Here is a 24,548-nt window from a genome sequence, read left to right as displayed (position 1 = left end):
ATCTGCGGATCAGCACTTTCGCGCCGAGCAAACTTACCTATCGACTAAAGTCCGGCAAGAAGCGTTTGGCTTCGCATTGACGACCGGCAGTGCTACAAGCAGTCCGTTCGTCGCCATAAAGCACCATCTGGACGCAAATTGGAATCGAACCGGGTATAAATTGTAGTCTGATGGTATTTTTGATGAATTTCGATACCATCAAGATCAGAACTAAAGACAATTTTTCAATACTTTGAATCCTAATGGTGACTCCGTCCCCGACCATCGCCTTATCCGCCAAATCTTGAAAAAACCGCAGAAATCCGCCATATTCTATGTCGGCTTGAACGCTGACGGTTGCCTTTGAACGCCACTAAGCGGGCGATTCCGGGGGCCACTATGGGGGCCACTTTGAAACTGGCGATAGGCGTGGCCCCCAATGACACCGACAGACACCGCGATCCGCAACGCGAAGCCCCAAGCAAAGCCCTACAAGCTGGCCGACGAGAAGGGCCTGTTCTTGCTGGTGCAGCCGTCCGGCGGAAAGCTTTGGCGATTCAAATTCCGCGTCGATGGCCGCGACGAGAGCGGCCAGCCCAAGCGCGTCGAGAAGAAGGTGGCTTTCGGGGCTTATCCCGACGTCAACCTGAAGGACGCACGGCGACTGCGCGATGAAGCGCGCACAACGCTGGTGGCCGAGCGAGCAACGTTGGTTCGGACCATCGGGCAACACCATTGGCCTGCGCGTGCCCAGAGCGTGATTGCGCCGGCCACGATGGCGCACGCGCAACCCTCCCCCGCAGCTCGCGCAACCGCTGCCGCAGCGCGCCGTCATCCGGCCGTGTCGGCTCGTAACGGATCACCCTGCGGCTCACACCAACCAATGCACACGCCCGACGCTCGCTCACCCCGTGATGCTCCCGGGCATGGGCGACGGCTTCCCGCTTGGCGCCGGGCGTTACCATTTTTTTGATGCCGGATCCTTCAGCAAGGCATTGTCGAGCATCGCCTCGGCCAAGAGCTTCTTCAGCCGGGAGTTCTCCTCCTCGAGCGTTCGCAACCACCGGGCCTCGGATACCTCCAGCCCGCCGAACTTCGACTTCCACTTGTAGAACGTCGCCGAGCTGATCCCGTGGCGGCGGCAAACCTCCACCGTCGGCATGCCGCCCTCCTGCTCCTTCAAGATCGCTATGATCTGCTCTTCGTTGAACCTGCTTCGCTTCATATCGTCCGACTCCTTGGCGTCGGACTCTACCTAAATACGGTCACAATTCAGGGGAGCACATCGACAAGCACAGCGCGGCCAGGACCAGAAGACCGGCCGAACTGCGACGTCGCAGGAAAAAACACGCAAGGAATGCATCTTATCGATAGTTAAAAGCGGGCCTGACAGTTGTAATCAATAGTTATGCTTATCTTGCTTGCATCGTCCCCCGTGTCCCATTTGGAAACACCCCAGCTGGCGACTCTTCAAGAATATGCAGCCAATCGCACGATTGCTTGAGAGCCCCAGCGTCGACCGGTTGTGTGTGATGCTCACACGCGCGGCGATCGAATCGCCGAGAATCTGCGGCATACGGGCTACTCGGCATGCAGTCCGAGACCCTCGCTCACGCGGGATGCGGGTATGGCTTGAGATGATCCCGGGCAAGAGGCGTGGCCTGCGGGTTTCCCATACCCCCCAAATGAAGGGGGTCCGCTCTTAGATTACCGATTAGTCACGAAAGGGCAAAGTGCTGTCCAAGCGGGGTTCTCCGTTCGGCGCAATGGCGCGTTCGGTGAGCGTGGCCGTGATGAACGAATCGGCAAAATCGGGGGAAAGAAATGACTACCAATATCTGGGGTTCGGACGCACAGGCGCCGCTCATTCTTGCGTCGGGCCTCCCCCCCGCTGGTCAGGCCTTGTTCGATGCGGCAGACAGCGGCGGCGCTCAAGTCGGCGTGGTCACCTACAAGAGCGGACTGGCCTCGGTCTCGTTCTTCGATCACATGGGCGTGCCGACGGCTGCCCGTCCGACCGCGGTGCTGGCGACGGGCGGAGCGGCGCTGTCCGAAGTGGCGATCACGGCTTCGGGTATCCTCGGCTATGGTGCGGGCTGGATCGAAGCCGGCACGAACGTCATCAAGGCGCAGTATTTCGGCGCGGCCGGAGCCTATGGCACGCCGCTCACCCTGGGAACGGGCCACGGGCTCGACATGGCGGGCTATGCGATCAACGATGCAGCGGGCAAGAAGCCTGCCGTTGATGGTTTCGTGGCAACGTGGATCGGCACGGACGGCAACGCCTATTTCCAGCGCGCCGGCGTACATCTGAACAGCAAGGTTGATTCCATCGGCAATCTCGCGGCGGGCGGCCTCGATGGGATTCCGGCAACCAGGCCGATCGGTGCCACGGCTGGCCCGAACACCGATACGGATGTTGCGATCAAGCTCACCACCACTGGTCTTGCCGCGGAAACCTCGGTCTCTGTCACGCATAGCGGCGAAATCATCCTCGCCTGGACCGAGCACGGCCAGACGGGCGACGCGCTGAGCTTCAAGGTCCTGAACGTCGATGGGACGGAGAATTTCACGGCAACCTTGCCGACGACCCTGCCTGCCGGTGCCCATGTCGATACGGCGTGGCTTGCAGGCGGTGGCTTCGTCATCTCGTGGAACACGGCGGATTCCATTCAAGGCATCGTGTTCAACACGCTTGGCGGCGCAGTCCCGGGCTTCGGCGCGGTGTTCACCTCGACCGGCACGACGACGCTGCAGAGCTTTGCGCCCGGCACCTTCCATGGCGATTTCTCGCTGGGCAACATGATCGACACGATCGGTGGCTTCACGCTGTCATTCACCGATGGCTCTTCGCTCAAGGAGCAGAGCTTCAACAGTCTTGGCGGCTTGCTCGATCCCGCGCAGACCCAGCCTGTCGTGCTGGGTACGGTCGATCCGGCTTCCTCGCTCGCGTCTGCCGCCTTGGCCGGGGACCGGGTGATGGTGCTGTCCGAGGCGATTGGCGGCACGGTCGAGGCCACGATTGTCGATCCGCGCGCCCAGCCGATCGGCACGGCGATCGTGCTCAACGGCCCTGGTCTCACGATCGACGGGCTCGACACCCGGCCCGACGTACTGGTTGGCACCATTGGCAACGACACGATCAATGGCGGCGCGGGCAACGACATCATGGCCGGCGCGCTGGGCCATGACCGGATCATTGCCGGCGTCGGCAACGACACGATCGACGGCGGCGGTGGGACCGATACGCTCGTCCTGTCCGGGCAGCAGTCTGACTACACCATCGTGAACCTTGGCGGCACGCTGTTCCAGATAACCGATCATCGCACGATCGCGAACAACGACGGCGTTGATATCGTGAGCAACGTCGAGGCGTTCGAGTTCTCGGGGCCGACGATTTTCGCTCCGAAGGTGACGGTTGCCGCTGCGTCATTTGGCGGCCTCATGAGCAACATCAACCCCACGGCCTGGGGTCTTAGCAACGCCGACATCGATGCGCTGCCTTCAACCACCCGTACCCCCGATGTCGATGGTTTCATCGTCAACGACGGGGCCAATCGGCCCGGTGTGCAGACTGCGCCGGTCGTCTCTGACAGCATCGGCGAATTCGTCTCGATCCTGTGGGAAGACCATTCCGGTGGCGGCTCGACCATCCGCGGCAACTTCTATGATGTTGAGGGCACGCCCGACAAGATCACCCCGCTGCCCGGCACTTTCGCTATCGGTGACGGCGTTGGCTATGAATTCAACGCCCGCGTCGCGTCGGGCGCAGCCAACTCGGGCTGGGGCGTGGTCTATTCGGAAAAGGTCAATGCGACCACCGAAACGCTCAAGACCAACTTCTTCGGCCTGAACCTGACCGGCAACGAGCAGGCGGTTGATGCCAGCGGCCTGCACCAGCATTCTGCGTCGGTTTTCGGGTCTTATCTCGACCACCGCCTGAACCCGGCGACGGGTCAGATCGACGGCCCTGCGATCATCCTGCCGGCCGGCATGAACGATGGCTACAACGTGGTCTATGTCGAGGGCGGTCAGGTCGGCGACACTTATGGTGCGATCCGCCTGCAGCGCTTCGAAGTGAACCTCGATGCCTTGGGCCAGCCCGGTGCGGCGCGCGCTGCCGGGCTCGACGGTCTGGCCGGTGTCGGCAGCGATTCCGCTGTTACGCTGGCGGCATCCGGCCGTGATCCCGCGATCACCGGGCTGCACACGTTCGAGACGATTGCGGTCTGGATCCAGAAGGATGCCAATGGGGTCGAGCATGTCGTCGGCACGGCGCTGGACGATCTGGCCCAGCCTATCGCCATCGACCTGAGCAACATTTCCGGCACCGATGTGATCGCCGCAGGATCGAAGGTGATGATCGCACAGGCGCAGGCAGTGAACGCGGCGGTGGTCTGGGTTGCCGATGTCGGCACCAATGGCAACCACGTCTATGAACTGCACGCCACCATGCTGTCTTCGCCCGGTGCGGGCCTCGATGGGCAGGGCTTTGCGCTGGTGAAGCCGGCTGCCTCGTTCAACCTGATGACCCTGCCTGCGGGCGTGGACCTCGCCTCGATCCAGGTTTCCGGCATCAGCGGTGAAGGCAGTGCCGATATCGTCGTGCAGTGGGATGGCAGCACGGCAGGCGACAATAATGTTTACGCCCGCCATTTCGGCACCATTCTCGATCCGGCCACCGGCGTCGCGCTGGCCATCGGGCCGGTCGGCAACACGATCCAGGTCAATGCCAACAGCCAGGGCGATCAATCGCACAATGGCGTGGCGGGTCTGCTCGGCGACCGTTTCATCTCGGTCTGGCAGGACAGCAACGCGGCCGTAACCGGCGGCAATGGTACCGATATCGTCGCGCAGATCTATGATACCCGCGCACCGGGGCAGCGCATCGTCGGTGATTTCGTGGCGCCGAACGGCCGGGTTCAGCCGCGGCCCGATATCCTGATCGGCACGAATGGCAACGACTTCATCAAGGGCGATATCAGCGACACCGACGGTCGCCCCGACTGGATCTTCGCCGGCATGGGCGATGACACGATGCAGGGCGGCCCGAGCGATATCGTCGGAGCCGTTCGCAGCGAGATCCTGGACGGCGGCCTCGGCGTTGATACCTCGGTCTACACCGGCAATTTCGCCGATTACGAGGTCACGGCGATTTTCGACAACGTTCGGGGTGCCGGCTTCCAGATCACCGATCTGCGCCCGACCCAGGATGCCAACAACAACCCGCTGCAGAACGACGGGACGGACCTTGTCTACAACGTCGAGAAGCTCGCCTTTGCGGATCAGGTCATCGATGTCGCGGCTGACATCTACAACCCGCCCCTGCCGCTCCCGCAGGCCGGGTGGAATGGCACCCCCAACGCCTGGTCGCTGACCGACGAGACGCAGTACAAGCTGCAGACGCTCGCCACCGGCGTTGCTGCGCAGAGCCAGATCGCGGTGACCAACCTGCAGGACGATTCGGCGATGGTCTGGATCGAAGGGACGGCAGGCGCGCCTGCCCATTCGGTAATGGCCGCGCGGTATCTGGTGACCGGCTTGATCGACCCGCTTTGGCAGGGACCGGGCGCTGCCGCTGCCGGACCGATCGAAATGACCGACGGACATTTCGCGACCAACGCCGTGACGAACCCGGTCGTGGCGAGCGCGGGCCTGCTTGGCGTGCTTGCGGCATGGGAATCCACCACGGTGGGCGGCCAGTCCAGCATTCACATGCGCCTTGGCACTGGCAACAGCGCCACGCCGTTCAATGCGGGCGGCGGTTTCCCGGCCTACGGCTTCGTTGGCGCCGAACTCGTGGTGCCCGGCTCGGCAGGTGGGCAGTCACCCGCAATCCACGGGTATGAGATCGTCAACGCGGCGAATGATACAGTCGAAGTCGGCTTCCATGTCGCGTTCGTCGATGCCACCGGCCATGTCCGTCTGGGCCGCTACGAAATCCCGGTGTTCGATATCGATCCGCTGACGGGAGCCTTGGGTGAGCCGACGCTGCCAGCCAACTTCGGCATCGGTGCACAAACGCAGCCGATCCTGATCGGCGCGGACGGTCTGCGCGATCACGATCCGGTCACCAGCGCCTTGATCGATGATCCGGCCGGTGCGATCACGCTCGAACAGGGCACTACGCCTTCACTCACTTCGCTGCACAATGGCGAGCTGGTGGTGGGCTATATCAACGCCACCGGGCACTATGCCGTCACGCGTTTCGATGTGGTCCATACGGCCGAAAGCCGCGATGCGACGACCTTTGTTTCAGACAAGATCACCTACGAGCCGGGGCCGACCGACACGCTGGGAGCGAACGTCCTCTGGGGGCAGGTGGTCAACCAGCTCAACGGTTCCTACGGTGCCTTCTGGACGGAATCCGATGGCGTGGGCGGCGTGGTCCTGAAGGGCGATGTCTACAGCGCTGGCGGTACGACTTGGCATCCGAGCGGTCCGCTTGTTCTGCAAGCTGGCCTTCCTGCCGGTGTCGACGTAACGGTCGTTTCGAGCGGACTTGATCCGAACCTCGTGGAAGACGGCTTCGTCGCGCTGTGGCAGACCGGTGGCCATATCTCGGGTCAGCGCTTCGACATGGCCGGCGCGAAGGTTGGTCAGGTCTTCCAGGTCGATGACCCGAACGGTGTGGCGCACGGCGGCCTTTCGGCGGCTGGCGTCGACAACGGCCTGATCATCATCGGCCACGAACTCGCCGCGAACAACGGCGATGTCGGCTACAGCTATCTCGACACGCGTCAGCCGGGCGCTTCAGTGCTTGGTACCGGGGCTCTGCGCAGCATCGCCGTCGGCACCGTTGGCGATGACGCGATGGATGGCCGCGATGGTAACGACCAGCTCTTCGGCGGACTGGGCAATGACGTCATCACGCTGGGCGGAGGTTCAGACCTTGGTGATGGCGGCGCGGGCAATGACATCATCCTGGGCGGGCCTGGTCAGGACCAGCTTCTTGGTGGCAGCGGCAACGATCTGCTGATCGTTGGAAGCAGCGGCCCGGCTGATCCGCTCAAGGACGCGGCGCTTCTGGCGGGCCTTACCGCCGCTGGCGTGGGCGCAGGCATCATCGCCAGCGAAACCGGGGCCGATATCGTCTCGGGCGGTCTTGGCGTCGATACCCTGTCGTTCCGTCAGGAAGCAGGTTCGGTGCGCGTGGATCTTGCCAGCGGGCTGGTCTATCGGCCGACCGCAGCCGGGGCCACGGTCAACTTCACCGACAATGGCACGACGGCGAGCTATGCGCTGACGGCGGCTATCGGCGAGATCGTGCCGGATGCAGCCGGCGTGCCGACTTTCCAGTTCACCTCGGATATCGAGCGCGTCGAAGGCGGCAAGGGGGCGGATGTTCTGCTCGGCACTGCCGGCAACAACGTGATCTACGGCGGCGGCGGCAACGATTTCATCGATGGCCGGGGCGGTACGCAGGATATCGGCGTGTTCGCCGGTGCCGCCTCGGGCTATACCGTGGCGCGTTCGCCGACGGGCATTTCGGTGACCCACACCATCCCGGCAACGGCAACCAGCCTTGCTCGGACCGAGACCGTTGCCCTCAACAATGTCGAGTTCGTGCAGTTCGGCGATCGCCGGATCGCAGCGGCCGATGTGCAGCCGGGCGCTGCTGTCTCCGCGGCCTCGCTGACCAACCGCAACCCGGGGCCGACGCTGACCAACGACACCGCGACCCTGGCCGAAGACACGGCGGTCAAGATCAACGTGACCGCCAACGACGCGGCAAACGAGTTCGCCCCGCAGGCTGTGTTCGTCACGGCGATCAATGGTCAGGCCGTCACGGCTGGTGGCCCGGCGGTTTCCGTCGCCAATGGCAGCGTGGCTCTGGGGCTTGATGGCCAACTGAGCTTCACCCCGGCGGCGAACTACTTCGGAACGACCAGCTTCACCTACTCGGCGCAAGATGGCGGCGGGGTGAGCGCAACGGCGACGGTGCAGCTGAACATCACGCCGGTGGCCGATACGCCGACCGCCGTGGCTGATACTTACGACGTGTTCCTGGGGCAGGCCACACAGCTCAACGTGCTGGCAAACGACATCAATCCGGATGCTCCGTTGACCACGCTCGGCATCGGTGCTCTGAACACCACGGGGCTCGCGGGTACGGCGACCAGCAACGGCAGTGCGATCACGTTCACCGGCAATGCGCTGGGAACAACCACACTGACTTATACAGCGACCAATGGCCTCGAGAGCACGCCGGTCACCGTAACGATCAGGGTTCTGGTCCAGAACAACACCCCAACACTTACAGGCGACCTCAACGCGACGGTCGTGGAAGGAGCGCGCGTCACCCTGACGGCTGCCGACATCGGCTACACCGACCTCGATGCAGCCGACATTCTGGTGATGACCGCATCCGGCGCGGTGAATGGCAAGCTGCAGGTCAATGGCGTCGACTCCAACAGCTTCACCATGTTCGATGTGACCGCAGGGCGCGTGTCGTTCGTGCACGATGGGTCTGAAACTCAGGCGGCCAGCTTCTCGCTGGTCGTGACGGACGGCAAAGTCGTGACTGCGCCGGTTACGGTCAACCTTGCCGTGACTGCGGTCAACGATGCCCCGGTCCTGACCGGTTCAGTGGCCACGGCAACCTATGTGGAGAATGCAGCCGCACTTGCCATCGCTCCGGCTCTGCTGATCACGGACGTGGACAGCACGAGGCTGACCGGTGCGACGGTGACGATCTCGGGAGCTCTTCCGGAAGATGTGCTGACCTTCACCGCGCGGGCGGGCATCACGGGGACCTACTCTGCCGGAACCTTGACGCTGAGCGGCTCGGCCACCCTTGCTGCCTATCAGGCTATCCTGCGCTCGGTTGCCTACAGCAACAGCTCGGACCGGCCCGATACCGCACCCCGGACGGTGACCTTCACGGTCAATGATGGTGGTGCGGTCAATCCGACGGCATCGGCGTCAACGACGATTGCGGTCCAGTCGGTCAACGATCTGGCGACCGGAACCATTGCGATTGGTTCCGCCGCCGCGGCAGGTGCGGGCGTGATCCTCACCGCCACTGGCACCCTGCAGGATGTCGACCTCGTCAACCCGGCGGTGGTGCCGACGTATGTCTGGCAATCCAGCGCCACCTTGGCCGGGGTTTACACCAATGTGGCCGCCAGCGCGACGGCAGTCCTGACGGCGACGACCGCTACCGTGACTCCCGCTGCGATAACCTACTACCAGACCCGCGCGACCTACACCGATCCCTTCGGCGTCAATACGGTCACTTCGGTGGATCGGGCGGTCGTGGGCACGGCGGCCGCCAACACCATCTCGACGGCAGGGGTGAAGTTCCTCTCGGCGCTGGGTGGCAATGACACCATCACCTATGCTGCGGGATCGCTGGCCGGACTGATCATCGATGGCGGGGCGGGGACCGACACGGTCAACATCGCTGCAGGCAATGCCACATTCGGCCCGGCTGGCAATCCCACGCTGGTCGGTGTCGAAGCGGTCAGCGCCGCGGCCTTGCTCACCGCGATTGACCTGAACCTGTCCAGCCAGACCGAGGCGCTGACGATCACCGGCGGCGCCGGTAACGATACGATCCGGGGCGGTAGCGGCGTGGATGCGATCAATGGTGGCGGCGGCAATGATCTGATCATTGCGGCCAACGGCGATGGCAATGACACCGTCAACGGCGGTGCCGGTGTCGATACGCTCGACTACTCGGCCAGCACGGGAACGCTGACCATCAATCTGGCGCTCGCCACCGGCCAGGTCACCGGCACCCTGACCGGGACCGATACCGTCACGGCGGTTGAAAACTTTGTCGCGACGGCAGCGGACAATGCCATCACCGGCGATGCGGCAGCCAACCGTCTTGATGGCTTTACCGGGAATGACACCATCCGAGGCGGCGCTGGCAACGATGTGCTGTTGGGCGGACTCGGCAACGACTCTCTCTTCGGCAATGCCGGAACCGACACGCTCACCGGCGGTGCCGGCGCGGACCGGTTTGTCTTCGATGCGGCTGTTACGGCCAGCGTGGATACGATCACTGATTTCGAAGTCGGGACAGTGGGCGGCAGGGTCGATCAGATCGCGATCTCCCAGTCTGCCTTCCTGATCGGGGCCGGGACCGTTGCCACGGGGGCCTGGCTCTCGCTCACCGGAACCTTCACCACGGCCAACCAGAGGATCTCCTACAATCCGACGACGGGATCGCTCGATTACGACAGCAACGGCAGCGCCGGCGGCGGCACCCGCTTCCAGATCGGCATTGTCGACATCAATAACAGCACCACACAGCATCCGACGCTGGCCTTGGATCATTTCATCCTGATCTGACGGCAGGATGAAAACAGACGCCTGCGCAGGCTTCCGCTGGCGCAGGCGTCTGACTTGTCGGTTGGGGTGTGCCGATCGCCTGCGGGCCAGCGCGGCTGGCCTGTTAATCATGCAGAATGCCGGACTTTAGCTGCCAATCTGGCACCAAAGTCAATTATTAACTATTCAAATTAATTCCATTTTTCGTCCGATGATGCGAATAAAATCTCGTGAACAATTGATCTGTTTCAATAATTATTAAAATAATGATCAATAATACCGTCGCCGTAAGTTAAAATAAGATTGAAAATTAGACGAGGTTGGCCGTGGCAAACTTTCTGAATTTGAGCATCAACGATATCAACTTCATAAAGTTGCAGCTCAATTTGCCGGGCAATGTTCCCCTGACTCCGGTAGACAACACTGGCATCAGAGATGTTCAGGGTGTTGGGAACAACGTTTTCAATCCCACCTGGGGTAGCGCGGACCAACTGTTTCCGCGCCTTACCCTGGCGAGTTACGTCGATGCGATGGGCACGTTCAGCTTTGCGCAGAACGGCTCGATCATCATCACGCCCGCCACCATCGACGCGCCGGTTTCCTACGCCACGCGCGGCATCAACCTGGTCGATGCCGCTCCGCGCATCATCAGCAATCTTGTTTCGAGCCAGAGCGGGCTGACGCCGCTGCAGATCCAGGACAATCCGTTCAATCCGAACGGCGCGCGCGTTTCGCCCGTCACCGGCTCGATCAATCCGCTTCCGGCCAGCGGATTCATGACGCTGTTCGGCCAGTTCTTCGACCACGGCCTCGATCTGGTTCACAAAGGCGCCGATGGCATGGTGCTTGTGCCGCTCATGCCGGATGATCCGCTCTACAGCACCGCGCCCGGTGCCTTCAATTTCATGGTCGTCTCCCGCACCAACACGGCAAATGGCGAGAGCACGAACACCATCTCGCCGTACATCGACCTCAGCCAATCATACGGCTCTGCTCCCAGCCACACCGTTTTCCTGCGCGAATACGATGCAGGCGGGCAGGTGACCGGGCGGTTGCTCAGCGGCGGCGGCGATGCCGTCAGCCCGCTCAGCGGTACTTTGGACGGCATGGCGACATGGTTTGACGTCAAGGCGAATGCTGGTCGTATCGGCATCACGCTGCATGACATTGACGTCAACGACATTCCCAAGGTTCGGATGAACGCAGACGGGAGCACCTTCTTCGACGCCAGCGGCAAGGCGTGGCTTGTTGCCCATGATGCATCGGGCGTGACCTACTTCGTCCAGAATACGCACATCGCTTCAAACACGACCATCCTGCAACTGGACCAGGAGACTGGCACCACGATCCAGATGACGGCGGCCGGCACCGCAGACTATGCTGCGGTGCGGTCCGGTCTGACGCTCGACACGATCGGGCATGCCTTTCTGGACGATATGGCGCACGGCATCGCGCCGAAACTGTCCGGTCCTTCCGGTCCGGGTAACGTCGATCAGTTCGGTGATCTGCTGCATGCCGCCATCACGATCTACAACCAGGATGGTTCGATCAAGTTCCAGGGTTTCAAGGACGATCTGCTCGATCACCACTTTGTTGCCGGTGACGGGCGCGCGAACGAGAACATCGGTCTGACGGCCATCCATGATGTGTTTCATGCGGAGCACAACAACACCCTTGCCGATATCAAGGCCATGATCCTTGGCGGAACCGATAGCCATGGCACCACCTGGACCGCCCGAGCCGATGCGGCCCAGTGGACCAGCGAGCAGTTCTTCCAGGCAGCCAAGCTCGTCACCGAAATGGAATACCAGCATCTGGTGTTCGGCGAATTCGTCCGGAAGCTCAGCCCCAACGTCAATGCCTTTGCCGGATATGACGTCACCATAGATCCGGCCATCACGGCCGAGTTTGCGCACGCCGTTTATCGCTTCGGGCACTCGATGCTGACCGAAACCGTCGACATGACGGCATTCGGCGCAAACGGGATCTCGACCGGGCAAGACGCCGACATGCAGCTGTTCGATGCCTTCCTCAATCCGACAGCCTACAACACGGCGACCGGCGGGAAGATCGCGATCGGCATGTCGAACCAGGTGAGCAACGGGATCGACGAGTGGGTTACGGGTGCGCTTCGCAACAATCTCGTAGGCCTTCCCCTGGATCTTGCCGCCATCAACATCGTGCGCGGCCGCGATACGGGCATCCCGTCGTTGAACGAGACGCGCGCCCAGCTGTTTGCGCAGACCGGCATGTCCACGCTGAAGCCTTACCAGAGCTGGGATGAATTCGGGATGAGCCTGCTCCACCCGGAATCGCTCAAGAACTTCATCATGGCCTATTCGCGCGATGCCCTGCTCAGCGGCTTCCAGGGCCATGATCTGGCCTATTGGAATGCGCTGCAGGTATCGACCGCGCCGGCTGACCTTGCAGCCTATGCCGCCGCCTTGAGAGCTGCGGCAGACTTGGCCATGAACGATGCGGCCTTCATGACCGGCGGCGACAACGGCTACGACCGGGTGGACTTGTGGCTTGGCGGTCTGGCCGAAGAAAAGGTTGCCGGCGGCATGCTGGGTTCGACCTTCGACTTCATCTTCGCGCACCAGATGATCGAACTGCAGGCAGGCGACCGCTTCTACTATCTCGATCGGCTTGCCGGAACCAACCTGCTCGGCCAGATCGAAGGGCAGCTGTTTTCCGATATCGTGATGCGCAACACGGGCGTGCAGCATCTCTATTCCGACATCTTTTCGGTGCCGGACGCGAATGTGGAAATCAGCGCCACGAGCACGACCTTTGCCACCGCCTCGGCCTTGCGCAGCGCGAATGCACCCGGTTGGTACCTGGGCACCTTCTACGGCAACATGGGCAACTACACCGATGCCCGCGGCGTTGTGAACCCGAACGGTGTCGGCAATGCCAGCGAGATGATCGGCGGCACTGACAACGCCGAAAAGATCAACGGTCTGGGCGGGAACGACACCATCTGGGGGGATGGCGGCAACGATACGCTGGAGGGCGGGAACGGAAACGATTTTCTGCACGGCGGTGCCGGGGCGGACAGCCTTGCCGACACCCAGGGTGATGACCTCATGTGGGGTGATGGCGGCAACGATGTCGTCAATGGTGGCACGGGCGTCGACCAGGTTTTCGGCGGCGGCGGGGACGATACCCTCTACGGCGGTCAGGGCGCGGACATTGTCGACGGCGATGATGGCAACGACACCATCTTCGGCGACAGCGGCGTCATTGCAAATGGTTCGATGGACCCGAATGGCGGCTCCGATGTCATCGCGGGCGGCGGCGGCAACGACCAGATCTTTGGTGGCGGCGGCGCTGATGTCATCGACGGGGGCGATGGCGACGACATTGTCGAGGGCGGCAGCGGCAACGACAGCCTGATCGGCTGGGACGGCAACGACACTTTCATCATGGATGAAGGCGATACGGGCTTCAACAATACCATCGATGGCGGGCTCGGCATCGACACGGTGGACTATTCCGCGAGCAAGGGCGGGGGGACTGCCCCCAACGGGCGCGTGCGCGGCATCAATATCAACCTCAGCAACGCCGGCGCGGCGGTGCTCCCGGCAGGTGTTGCTGCGCCGGACAGTTTTCTTGCGGTCGAGAAGGCCATCGGCTCCGCGTTCGATGATCTCATGGTCGGAGGTACCGCACAGGTTACCGATCAGGCTGGCGCGCTTGTTTTTCGCACCGATCCGGTTACCGGCTTGCCCTTGCCGCAGCTTGATGCGCTTGGCGCTCCGGTCACCGACCCGGTCACCGGACAGCTGGTTTTCCAGACCATTCCGATCGATTTCACCATCGATGGCGGGGCGGGCAATGATGTCATCGCTGGCGGTCAGGGCAATGACACCCTGATCGGCGGCGCAGACAGCGATATCGTATCCTATGCCGCCGCAACCGGCCCGGTTGCGATCAATCTGTCCGTCGCGGCCGCACAGGCCACGGGCGCGGGTAGCGATACGCTGAGCGGTTTCGAGGGCATCATCGGGTCCGCATTCGCCGACACCCTGACCGGCAGCGCGGCGAACGACATCATCGATGGCGGCGCCAGTCTTGCCAACGACACGCTGACCGGCGGCGCGGGCATCGATACCGTCTCTTTTGGCAGCGCCGGCGCGGGCGTTACGGTCAATCTCGGCACTACTGGTGCCCAGAACACCGCAGGCGCGGGCACGGATACCATCACGCAGTTTGAGAACATCGTCGGTTCGGCTTTCAACGATACCTTGACCGGTGATGCCAATGCCAACGTCATCGAAGGCGGCCTCGGCAATGATGCCATCAACGGCGGCGCGGGGACCGATACGGCCAGCTATGAAGGCGCCAGTGCCGCCGTTACTGTCAATCTCGGCCTGACAACCGCGCAAAACACGATCAGTGCCGGGTCCGATACCCTTGCTGCGATCGAAAACCTCACAGGTTCGGGCTTTGCTGACACGCTGACCGGGAGCGCCGCCAACAATGTGATCGACGGCGGTTTCGGCAATGACGTGATCCTGGCGGGTTCGGGCAATGATACGGTGATCGGCGGTGCCGGAAATGACACGATCGACGGCGGAGCGGGCACTGACATCGCGGCCTTTACCGGCAACCGCGCGGACTACAGCATCGTCACGGCGCGCACTGGCACGCGGACCAGTATCATCATCACCGGCAAGGATGGTGTCGATACCCTGACCGGCGTGGAGCAGTTGCAGTTCGCCGATGGCCTGTTGGCCGTGCCCACGGTCCTCACCACGGGCAATGACACTTATACCGGAACGGCCAGCAATGATCTGGTTCAGGGCCTTGCCGGCGATGATATCCTCAATGGTGCGGCGGGCAATGATCTGCTCGATGGCGGCTTGGGTATCGATACGCTTAACGGTGATGCCGGGGACGATACCCTGATCGGGGGAGGTGGCAACGATCTGCTGAACGGCGGTGTCGGCCTGGATACAGCCGAGTTCGGTGCTTCTCGCGCCAACTACGTGATCTTCACCAACCAGACCACCGGTGTCACCACCGTGACGGACCTGCGCAGCGGCGGCGATGGGGTGGATGTCCTCAACAGCGTCGAAACGCTGCGCTTTTCCGATCAGAACGTGGTTCTGCCAACCTACCTGACGGCCGGGAATGACATCTACACCGGGACCGCCGCCGACGAGACCATCTTCGGGCTCGACGGCAGCGACACGATCAACGGCGCGGCCGGGGTCGATACCCTTTATGGCGGCCTTGGCAACGATACGCTCGATGGCGGTGCCGGAATTGACTTGCTCGTGGGCGGGCAGGGCAATGATATCTACACCGTCGACGCTGCGGGAGACGTCGTCACCGAACTTGCAGGCGAAGGTACCGATCTGGTGCAGGCGTCGGTCAGCTATACGCTCTTGTCCAACGTCGAGAACCTGACACTGACCGGTGCGGCAGCGGCGGATGGAACCGGCAATGCGCTGGCTAACACGCTGACCGGTAACAGCGCCAACAACGTTCTGAATGGCGGCGCGGGCAACGATCGGATTGTCGGCGGCCTGGGTATCGATACCGCAGTGTTCAGCGGCAACGCTGCCAGCTATGCGGTGAGTGTCGATCTGGTCAACAACGCGGTCGTCGTCACGGGCAGTGACGGGACCGATGCCCTCGTCGGGGTCGAGCAGCTTCAGTTCGCCGATCAGCTCATGGCTGCGCCGGTGATCCTGACCACGGGCAACGATACCTATTCCGGCACGCTCAATGGTGACATCATCTTTGGTCTGGCGGGCAACGACACCATCAATGGCCTCGCCGGAAATGATATCCTCGATGGCGGCGACGGTGCCAACTTGTTGAACGGTGGCGACGGTGATGACACCTTGATCGCGGGCAGCGGCAACGATGTGCTAACTGGCGGCATCGGGGTGGATACCGTTTCCTACGCTTCGGCAACCGTTGCGGTAACGGTGAACCTGGCGACGACCACGCAGCAGAACACCGGCGGAGGTGGCCGTGACACGATTACCGGTGCCGAGAATGTCATCGGTTCGGCGTTTAACGATTCGCTGACGGGGACTGCTGCAAACAACACGCTTTCCGGGGCGGCTGGTTCCGACACCCTGAATGGCGCGGCTGGAAATGATACGCTTGCGGGCGGTCTGGGCAACGACACGCTGACTGGCGGTGTCGGTAAGGATACCATCGTGTTTGATACGGCGCTCGGCACGACCAACCGCGATACGATCTCGGGGTTTGTGACGATCGACGACACGATCCAGCTCGATGATGCGGTATTCAACGCGGTGGGCAGTGTCGGCAATCTGAGCGTAGGCGCGTTCAATTTCGGGAGCGCTGCTACGGAAGCCGACGATCGGATTATCTACAATGCGGCCAACGGGGCCCTGTCGTATGATGCCGACGGTGTGGGCGGCGCAGCCGCGATCCAGATCGCCACGATCACGGGCCTGACCGGTACGCTGAGTGCAGCAGATTTCGTCGTCATCTAGAGCTTTTTCCGGCCAATCAACGTGGGCCAGATTGGTCGGATCAAGCTCCAGAGCAGCGTTGCTGCGAGGGGATCCTCACGCTGTATTTCAGCCAATTCGATGCGAAATGCCGGAGGTCCTGCGACTGGTGCTCTCCAGCTGGCCGGATTCTGATTAATTGTCAAATATATCCAATGGCTTAAATTTGACTTTGGCACTTAAGTAAGGTGCTAACGGGCGTTTTGGATCCCGCCCTTAAATCTCTTCAGCATCATTATCGCAGCCTTTCTTGTCAAAGCAAGGCAGGGCCTGCGTCAAGGGTGCATCGGGCTATGAAAAATATAAAGTCGAATCACTTTTTGAATGGGGAATTCGCTTCTGAAGAAATTTATGAAGCAGAGGGTGTATCTGCGTTATCTAAATATAGAGACGTAAACAATATTGGACCTTTTTTCTCCCACGAGAGTCTTTTGTCGAATATTTCATTGCCATCTATTGTAACTGATTGCAACAGAATTTATTATGGTGCAAATCAGGTCGTAAAAGATTTTAATGATATTTTTAATGTTGTTGAAAATAAGGTTGTTTTTAAGAACCGAAAATTAAGAGAGAGATTTTTTGATTTCTCAAAAAGGGTTTTTGAAATAAATCCTAAAATATTTAATCTCCGAGAGACATTTTCGATTTTTGACTATGGGCTGTTCAAGTTCGCTGTAAGTTTAAAGTCGGTCAATGATATGTATGATCGTAGCAAGATCATCATTTCAATACTTAATTTTGACAGTGATCGTGTCATTGATCATGCCATTTTTGGAGAGCTGTTTGGGTTGACTCCCGCCGAAAATCGGCTTGCGGCGATGTTGGTAAATGGCAAGTCGGTCATAGAATGCGCCGAAGAACTGGGCGTCAGAATATCCACGGTCCGCGAGCAGCTAAGCAACATCTTTGCCAAGACCAGAACATCGCGGCAGCCAGAACTGGTTTCAATGCTAAGTAAGCTTGATCTGCTCGTTTGAAGGCGGAGTGCTTACTGCCTGGTTCGCAGGCGGGGTATGGGGTGCGCGCTGAGTTGAAGAAAGCACGTGGTGCGGGAATGCATCCGGTTGCTGGCTTCCTTGGCGCGCATGTCGTTTGTGCTGACTGAACCCTGCCTTCTGTCTTGGCAGGGGGCAAGTGCGCGCCGCGCAGGGCTCAGTTCGTCGGCGCGATCAGATTTCGATCGAAAACTTGAAGCAGCCTGAAACTTTGCCAAGCCGCACGGCGTCGGCTGTCGTATTGACGCCAAGCCGGCGGAAGCAGTTTATCCGGTGCACTTCGACAGTGCGGTGGCTGAGGTTTAGCGCTTCGGCAATCTGGCGGCTGGTCTTTCCGATCATCACCCCGCCAAGCACTTCCCTCTCGCGGGGTGAGAGAGCCTCAACGCGCTCGCGTGCGGATGTGCCTTCTTTTTCAGCCGAGCCGAAACTCGACAGGCCTGTTCTGGCCGTCAGCAAGGCATCTGAAAGATCGTGCTGCTGCCAGGGCCAGTCCATCAATTCATTCACGCCCCGCCTGACCAGTTCGGCCGCCCGTTTTGCTTTCAGGCTATCGGAATAGACCACGCAGGAGATGGGGCGCTGGTTACGCCAATCGAGCACGCGGTCCACCACGTCTCCATCGTCGTTTATCATCGCGATCACTGCGCGCCCATACGCCTCCGGAAACCGATCAGTCGGATCCAGCGGCAGGGCCGGATATCCCATTGCGCTGAGCTGGCTGGTCACCAGGCTGCGGCGTCCCGCGAGGGAATCAATGACCCAGATTTCCATCCCGACCTGCGCCATTCTTATGATAATCCGACATCGCCCCGACGGAGCACCTCAATCACCTTTCCGTTTGGTAACCTTGGTGCCGTCCAACATGAACATTTGGTCACGTTTGGCTGCGCGGGCCGCGATCGCAAAAAGCAATCGGCGCAGTTTTGCGCGGAAAGCCCCTCATTCGTTGCCATTTTGGCTTGGATTTATCGGTGGCTGCTTCCCTTTGGTGAGGGGGGGGCGGGCTGGGCGGTGGCTAGCGTTGACACGGATTTTAATGGATGGTGGCAAATAACTGCGGTTAACTGAAATTAAGTGAAAAATTTTTCGGCAGAAAATGAATCAAAATTGCAAAAAAATATAAATTATATTTAATAATATACATGTAAAATCCACGACATGTATGAATCAATTCTGAAAATTTATCGACAATGTCGATCAATGGAGTGGGTTAATTCGGAATTTTTGCACGAATATAATTGAAAATTAGATATTATTTCAGTCAGTTTCGCAAGTCAATGCATTTGGCTGGGTCAGCGCGTCGGTGCCGGTAGTTTCGGAATGGGACATCGGATCGGCTGCCGCTGTGAGGGCGCCCTTCATTTGGGGGGTGTTCGGTGAGGCCGTGTGCCGCAGATCAAGATGGCAAGGCAGCAACAATACGAAACAAACCGGCCGAGTCTGCCTGCTCTGCCCTTGCCGCAAGCTGTTGCTGCAAGGTGGGGTAGTCATCGGCAGGGTGGGGCGGTTAAGTCGTGTTTGTCGCGAATAAAGAGATAAAAAATTTCCCAAATGGGTAAATATGCGAATCTAAAAATCAAGATTTATGCAGTTAATTGGGTGGTAATGAGCAATTTCTGAAGGGGATATGTCCAGGAATTTTCTTGGAGTATCGTAAATTTTGTAGTTTTGTTCGATCATCTGAAAAATTAGCATTTCTAAATTATGTGAATTTGAAATGCTTTCATCCTTTAATGCGGGGATTGAGATTGTGAAAAGGCGTAGTTTTCTAAAAGCTGGTGCACTGGGTGCGGCCACAGCCACGGCCGCGGCCTTGCCTGTCAGCCAGCTCTCGGCGGCAACAACGTCGAACTATTTTGCGCTGACGATCGCACCGGCGAATGCCCAGATGATCGATGGCGTCATGGTTTACGTTCTCGCGTATTTCCGCGATTCAACGCTCGCCAGCGCCGAGCTGCGGGTGCGTGAAGGGCAGGTCATCACGATCGACGTCATCAACAATGACGTGGCGCCGCATGGCTTCGACATCCCCGGGATCCCCGGCGCGACGATCCCGCAGATTGCGGCCGGCGCCACCGCCAGGGTTTCGTTCGTGGCTCCTCCGGCGGGCAGCTTCCTTTATGTCGATCCCTACAAGGCGCCGCTCAACCGGATCCTTGGCCTCCACGGTCCGTTCATTGTCGAGCCGGCCAACGGGCTCACCACTACCGGTTCGCCGACCCCCTTTTCGCAGGCGAAGCTGACGCCGCAGGTTGCGGCCGTGTTCAACGCGCTGGGCGGTGGCAGCCCGCGCTTCCCGGGCAACAAGTGGGATCCCGTCGATCCGACGCGTGAGAAGCTCTGGCTGTTTTCGCAGACCGATCCGCTGGTCAATGCTGCCGTTGCCGCGAAGCAGACGGTCGATCCGGCCAAAGTCGTTTCAACGTTCCTGCCGCGCTACTTCACGATCAACGGCCTGTCGGGCTTTGATACGGCGGTCCATGGCACGCATGCGAGCCCGCAGGCCGAGCGCATCATGGCATCAGGCCGGCAGGGCCAGCCCACGCTGGTGCGGACGATGAACGCCGGGCTGGCGACCCATTCGGTCCACATCCACGGCAATCACTGCATGATCCTCACGGACAGCGACGCTACCGGGGTCCACCACCTTGAGAGCAACGTCTACGAGCGTGACGTCTGGATGCTCAAGCCGATGCACCGCATCGACGTCCTGCTGCCGTTCGAGCGTCCGCCAGACATTCCGAAGGCGGCTTGGCCGATGAAGGAAGAGCCGTGGCCGCTGCGCTACGTCATGCATTGCCACTGCGAAATGTCGCAGACGGCAGGCGGGGGCAACTACCCGATGGGCGCTGTCACCCACTGGGAAATGACCGGCCCGCTCTGAGGCTTCGTTCAATAGGAATTCAACATGGCTGTAGATCTGAGCGGAACCGCGTTTACCGTGCCGCTGACCTATGACACATTCGGCTGCAAAGTGTATTCAGCTGGTCCGGCCACGCCGGACAAGCTGACGCCGGACGTGGTGATCAATATCCAAGGCGTTGTCGGCAAGACGCTGACGACCCCTGATGGTAAGAAGATTGATACCTGGGGTTTCACTGATCCGACCGGGAAAGTCGCAACGCCGACGTACCTTGGCCCCACGATCCGGGTGAAGCAGGGGCAGCTTGTCCACACGATCCTAAAGACCGCCAAGGGGCCGCATACGATCCATCACCACGGGATCGAGCCGACCACCGCCAACGACGGCGTCGGCCACGTCTCATTCGAGGTGAATGGTCAGTACACCTATCAGTGGCAGCCGCAGCACGCGGGCACGTTCTTCTACCACTGCCACCGCAACACCGTGTTCCATTTCGAAATGGGGCTGATGGGTCTGCTGATCGTCGATCCGCCCGAAGGGCCGGGCAAGCTTTATCAGAACGGCCCGGCCTACGACGTCGAGAAGCTCTGGGTGCTCGACGACATGGATCCGCGCTGGCACGCGATCGGTTCGCACGACGCGGGCCTGTGCGGTCAGGATGTCGGGTTCAACCGCTTCGAGCCCAAGTACTTCCTGATGACAGGCGTGTTCAGCAACAAGACGCTGACCGATCCGACCACCTCGATCACGGCCCCGCTCGGCAAGAAGATCCTCATCCGCATGCTGAACGGCAGCTATTCGGTACTGCGGGTCACGCTTCCGGTCGATGCGACGTGTTCGGGTATGGACGGGCACGGCCTTGGCAAGGAGCCTTGGTGTCAGCCTTATGTGATTCCGGCCAACACGCCCTTCGAAGTCTGCACTGCCCAGCGTTTTGACCTGATCCTTGCGCCGACAAAGAAGGGTGTCTTCACGGCCAAGGTGGAGTTCCTGCACTGGATCACCGGTCAGGTTCAGAACAACGGCGCAGGCGTCATCCAGACAAGGATCACCGTGACATGAGACATTCAGCTATCTTTGTGTCTGACTCTTATGCTGTTTCGGCGGATTACCGCGCGAAACTGGCCAAGGCAGACACGGTCTATGGCCATACTGCGGTCCATCCGGACGAGCTGGGCGGCCACTTTGATTTTGCCGACTGGCGCGGAAACAAGATCAGCAAGGCGAATTTCCTGGGTCGCTGGACGTTCCTCTATTTCGGATACGCCCGCTGCCACGGGTCCTGCCAGGCGGCAGCGCCCGAGCTTGCCGAAGCGGCACGCACCTTGCGTGATCGCGGCTTCGCTGCAAAGGCCGCGTTTGTCGATATCGAGGCCCCGATGCTTGGCGGGATCCAGCGGATCGATCTCGACGATTACGAGATGAACCACGGTAGCAACTGGTCCAAGCGTTATGCCATGGGCTGGATGGCGCTGCGGCATGGCATCGACATCGAAGTGCTGTCGGGAAGCCGCCTGCAACTCTCGCAGGCGACGGCCGCTTATCATGTCATGCGTGAACATGTGCCGCCGCGTAAGTCTGAAGATGGGATGAGCATCAACCACAGCTCGTCGATCTATCTGATCGGTCCGGATACGCTGGTGGCCGGGTATGGCTATCACGACATGGGTGCCGACGCGATGGTCGAGATGGTCGAGACGCTGAGCAAGGCTGAGCGCAATCCGATCGATCTGACGGCGATCAAGCGTCGGTATATCACAGGCATCTGCGGCGAGTGATCCGCTGAGGATTTGCTGCGGCAACGATGTACAATCCGGACCGGTGATGACCGGTCCATCACATTCAGGCCCAAGGTTGCCCGACAAGGCGCAACCTTGGGCCTTGTTGTGTTTTCGGCGCCGTTCATCCCGACCATCCGCTTGATCGAGGAAGCTTGGCCCCGTGACTAGAGCACTTTCCGACCAATCTGGCTCACTGCGACGGAGCCGATTTTGGCCGAGTGCAAGGAGAGAGGAGGGAGCAATGCTGAAGCATTGTGACCGACGATCGACGCGGCAATCGGCCAAAAGGGGCCCGCCCCGGAGGGGTTGCCGCAGGAAGCCCCTCGGACAGCGTCACCTTGCTTGGACGGGCTACCAGCCCGCCCGGCGCAAGGTTCCTTGCCGAGAGGCTTCCTGCGGCAATCGCGGTGAACCAGATTGGTCGGAAAGTGCTCTCGCGTGCCAAAAAGAGACTTGTCCTCGCGATTGTTCGGCAATTTTCGGGATCTTACCCCCCATGTGAAGGGTGTGTCTGGCCAAACGCAGCACTATCCGATGGTCGTTTAAGTGGCTTGAAATATTTAGTTTTTATTAACCAACATAAAAGAGCGAATGTGTTCGGGTCCGGATTTCGCTTTTAATGGAGTGTCCGAATGTCTGATATTCACAAATTCATCATCGATGGCGATACGATCAACTGGTTCGAGCAGGATGACAATGGCACGTTTGTGCCAGAAGACCTCAAGCTCAACCAGGCACTATCGTTTGATCAGGCAACGGGCGATGTCACGCTGACGTCCACGTATGCGAATTATATCCGCGTTCAGGTCTTCCACCAGACGGCCAGCGCCATCGACGATGCGTCGCTCTACAACAAGCCGGAAACCAGCTTCACCACGCTCGACGGCACGCCGATCACTGGCGGTTCGGGCGGCGGAAGCGGCGGCGGTCACGGCGGCGATGATGGCAGCCTCGACATCCCGGAACTACACCAGCACGGCGGCGCAGATGATCTGGATGATGACGGCAGCGATGACGACAGCGTTGATGGCAGCGGTGGCGATGATGCCGTGAGCGGCGGTTTCGGCGACGACGCGATCCGCGGCGGCGGCGGCAACGACGACCTGTCGGGCGACAACGGCGACGATGCGTTGTCCGGCGATCTTGGCGACGACACGCTGTCGGGCGGATCGGGCTTCGATAACATTCATGGTGGCAGCGGCCACGATGATATCAGCGGCGATGACAACGACGACAGGCTCTCGGGCGACGATGGCGATGACAGCGTGCGGGGCGGCACTGGCAACGATGATGCATCGGGCGGCGTCGGCGATGACAGTGTCAGCGGCGGTATCGGCGACGATAGCGTCAGGGGCGACGACGGCTCGGACACGGTTTCGGGCGACGACGGCTCGGACACGGTTTCGGGCGACGACGGCATGGATATCGTTTCGGGCGGCGCTGGCGATGACAGCGTGAGCGGCGGTCTCGGTGATGACAGCGTCAACGGCGACGACGGCAAGGACAAGGTCTCGGGCGGCGACGGCATCGACGATGTTTCGGGCGGCACTGGCGATGACACCGTGAGCGGCGGCACTGGCGATGACAGCGTCAAGGGTGATGATGGCAATGACACGGTGTCCGGCGGCGCGGGTGATGATACCATTTCCGGTGGCGCGGGCAGGGACCAGTTGATCGGCGGCCTTGGCAGCGATCATTTCGTGTTCGTGGATGGCGATCTTGCAAGTGCGCCCGGCGGCGTCGACCGCATTCGTGATTTTCACCATGATCAGGCGGACGTGATCGACCTCTCGGGGATCGACGCGAACACCGGCGCTGGCGGTGATCAGGGCTTCTCCTTCATCGGGACCGATGCCTTCAGCAACACGGCGGGGGAACTGCGTCTCTCGGTCGGCACCACGGCCATGCTGCTCTCTGGCGACACCAATGGCGACGGCGCGGCCGATTTTGCGATCCGGATCGACGGGACCACCCCGATCGAGCTGGCTGACCTCGTGCTCTGATTCCCTTAACGCACTAAGGCAATGGCGGCTCCGGTGCCTCGGCGGCACCGGAGCCGCTGCTGCTTCATGCGGGCGGCTTAAGTGTCTTGTAGCAAGTCAGTTAAACCGTGCGCCGCTATCCCCGAACACGCGCTGGGCGG

General features: G+C 60.6%; 9 protein-coding genes and 2 pseudogenes. 8 read left to right on the top strand and 3 right to left on the bottom strand.

Going from position 1 to position 24,548, the window contains the following annotated elements:
• Positions 1 to 418: 418 nt before the first annotated feature.
• Positions 419 to 658: pseudogene (locus CFE35_RS14340) on the top strand (Arm DNA-binding domain-containing protein); the annotation flags it as partial.
• Positions 659 to 676: 18 nt separating this feature from the next.
• Here CFE35_RS14340 and CFE35_RS14335 read toward each other — a convergent pair.
• Positions 677 to 1,204: pseudogene (locus tag CFE35_RS14335) on the bottom strand (transposase); the annotation flags it as partial.
• Between the two features lie 599 nt (positions 1,205 to 1,803).
• Here CFE35_RS14335 and CFE35_RS14330 point away from each other — a divergent pair.
• Positions 1,804 to 10,281, top strand: a complete 8,478-nt coding sequence (locus CFE35_RS14330) for a cadherin-like domain-containing protein (protein WP_292931456.1) — start codon at positions 1,804 to 1,806, stop codon at positions 10,279 to 10,281.
• 227 nt (positions 10,282 to 10,508) lie between these two features.
• Here the strand turns inward: CFE35_RS14330 and CFE35_RS14325 are convergent, their stop codons facing one another.
• Positions 10,509 to 10,751, bottom strand: a complete 243-nt coding sequence (locus CFE35_RS14325; protein ID WP_292931723.1) for a hypothetical protein — start codon at positions 10,749 to 10,751, stop codon at positions 10,509 to 10,511.
• Between the two features lie 39 nt (positions 10,752 to 10,790).
• Here CFE35_RS14325 and CFE35_RS14320 point away from each other — a divergent pair, with 39 nt between their 5' ends.
• On the top strand, positions 10,791 to 16,745 hold the full coding sequence (locus tag CFE35_RS14320) for a peroxidase family protein (RefSeq protein ID WP_366557154.1): 5,955 nt from the start codon (positions 10,791 to 10,793) through the stop codon (positions 16,743 to 16,745).
• A 221-nt stretch (positions 16,746 to 16,966) separates the two neighbouring features.
• Positions 16,967 to 17,740 carry a helix-turn-helix transcriptional regulator gene (locus CFE35_RS14315; protein WP_292931454.1) on the top strand — a complete coding sequence of 258 codons (774 nt, stop codon included), beginning with the start codon at positions 16,967 to 16,969 and terminating at the stop codon, positions 17,738 to 17,740.
• Positions 17,741 to 17,932: 192 nt separating this feature from the next.
• Here CFE35_RS14315 and CFE35_RS14310 read toward each other — a convergent pair whose 3' ends face one another.
• Complete coding sequence (locus CFE35_RS14310; protein ID WP_292931452.1) at positions 17,933 to 18,547, bottom strand: LuxR C-terminal-related transcriptional regulator; 615 nt, start codon at positions 18,545 to 18,547, stop codon at positions 17,933 to 17,935.
• A 1,027-nt stretch (positions 18,548 to 19,574) separates the two neighbouring features.
• On the opposite strand from CFE35_RS14310, the gene CFE35_RS14305 reads away from it, so the two are divergent.
• From CFE35_RS14305 to CFE35_RS14290, 4 genes are all read left to right on the top strand, one after another.
• Positions 19,575 to 20,645: a multicopper oxidase domain-containing protein gene (locus CFE35_RS14305; protein WP_292931450.1), complete on the top strand. Its 1,071-nt coding sequence runs from the start codon at positions 19,575 to 19,577 to the stop codon at positions 20,643 to 20,645.
• A gap of 24 nt (positions 20,646 to 20,669) precedes the next feature.
• Positions 20,670 to 21,686 (top strand): multicopper oxidase domain-containing protein, encoded by a 1,017-nt coding sequence (locus CFE35_RS14300; RefSeq protein ID WP_292931448.1) that lies wholly within the window; start codon positions 20,670 to 20,672, stop codon positions 21,684 to 21,686.
• A complete protein-coding gene (locus CFE35_RS14295; protein WP_292931446.1) occupies positions 21,683 to 22,402 on the top strand; it encodes an SCO family protein in 720 nt (239 codons plus the stop codon). Before CFE35_RS14300 ends, CFE35_RS14295 begins: the two co-directional genes overlap by 4 nt.
• Positions 22,403 to 23,037: 635 nt before the next feature.
• Positions 23,038 to 24,408, top strand: coding sequence for a calcium-binding protein (locus tag CFE35_RS14290; RefSeq protein ID WP_292931444.1), 1,371 nt, complete (start codon positions 23,038 to 23,040; stop codon positions 24,406 to 24,408).
• The last annotated feature ends 140 nt before the right edge of the window (positions 24,409 to 24,548 follow it).

Source organism: Novosphingobium sp. PASSN1, assembly GCF_002278815.1.
Note: the sequence above shows the minus strand (reverse complement) of the source record. Positions and strands in the feature narration are given on the sequence as shown.

Coding starts and splice junctions, on each gene's coding strand:
- CFE35_RS14330 (WP_292931456.1), top strand. CDS start 1,804: ATGACTACCAATATCTGGGGTTCGGACGCACAGGCGCCGCTCATTCTT.
- CFE35_RS14320 (WP_366557154.1), top strand. CDS start 10,791: ATGGGCACGTTCAGCTTTGCGCAGAACGGCTCGATCATCATCACGCCC.
- CFE35_RS14310 (WP_292931452.1), bottom strand. CDS start 18,547: ATGGCGCAGGTCGGGATGGAAATCTGGGTCATTGATTCCCTCGCGGGA.
- CFE35_RS14300 (WP_292931448.1), top strand. CDS start 20,670: ATGGCTGTAGATCTGAGCGGAACCGCGTTTACCGTGCCGCTGACCTAT.
- CFE35_RS14295 (WP_292931446.1), top strand. CDS start 21,683: ATGAGACATTCAGCTATCTTTGTGTCTGACTCTTATGCTGTTTCGGCG.
- CFE35_RS14290 (WP_292931444.1), top strand. CDS start 23,038: ATGTCTGATATTCACAAATTCATCATCGATGGCGATACGATCAACTGG.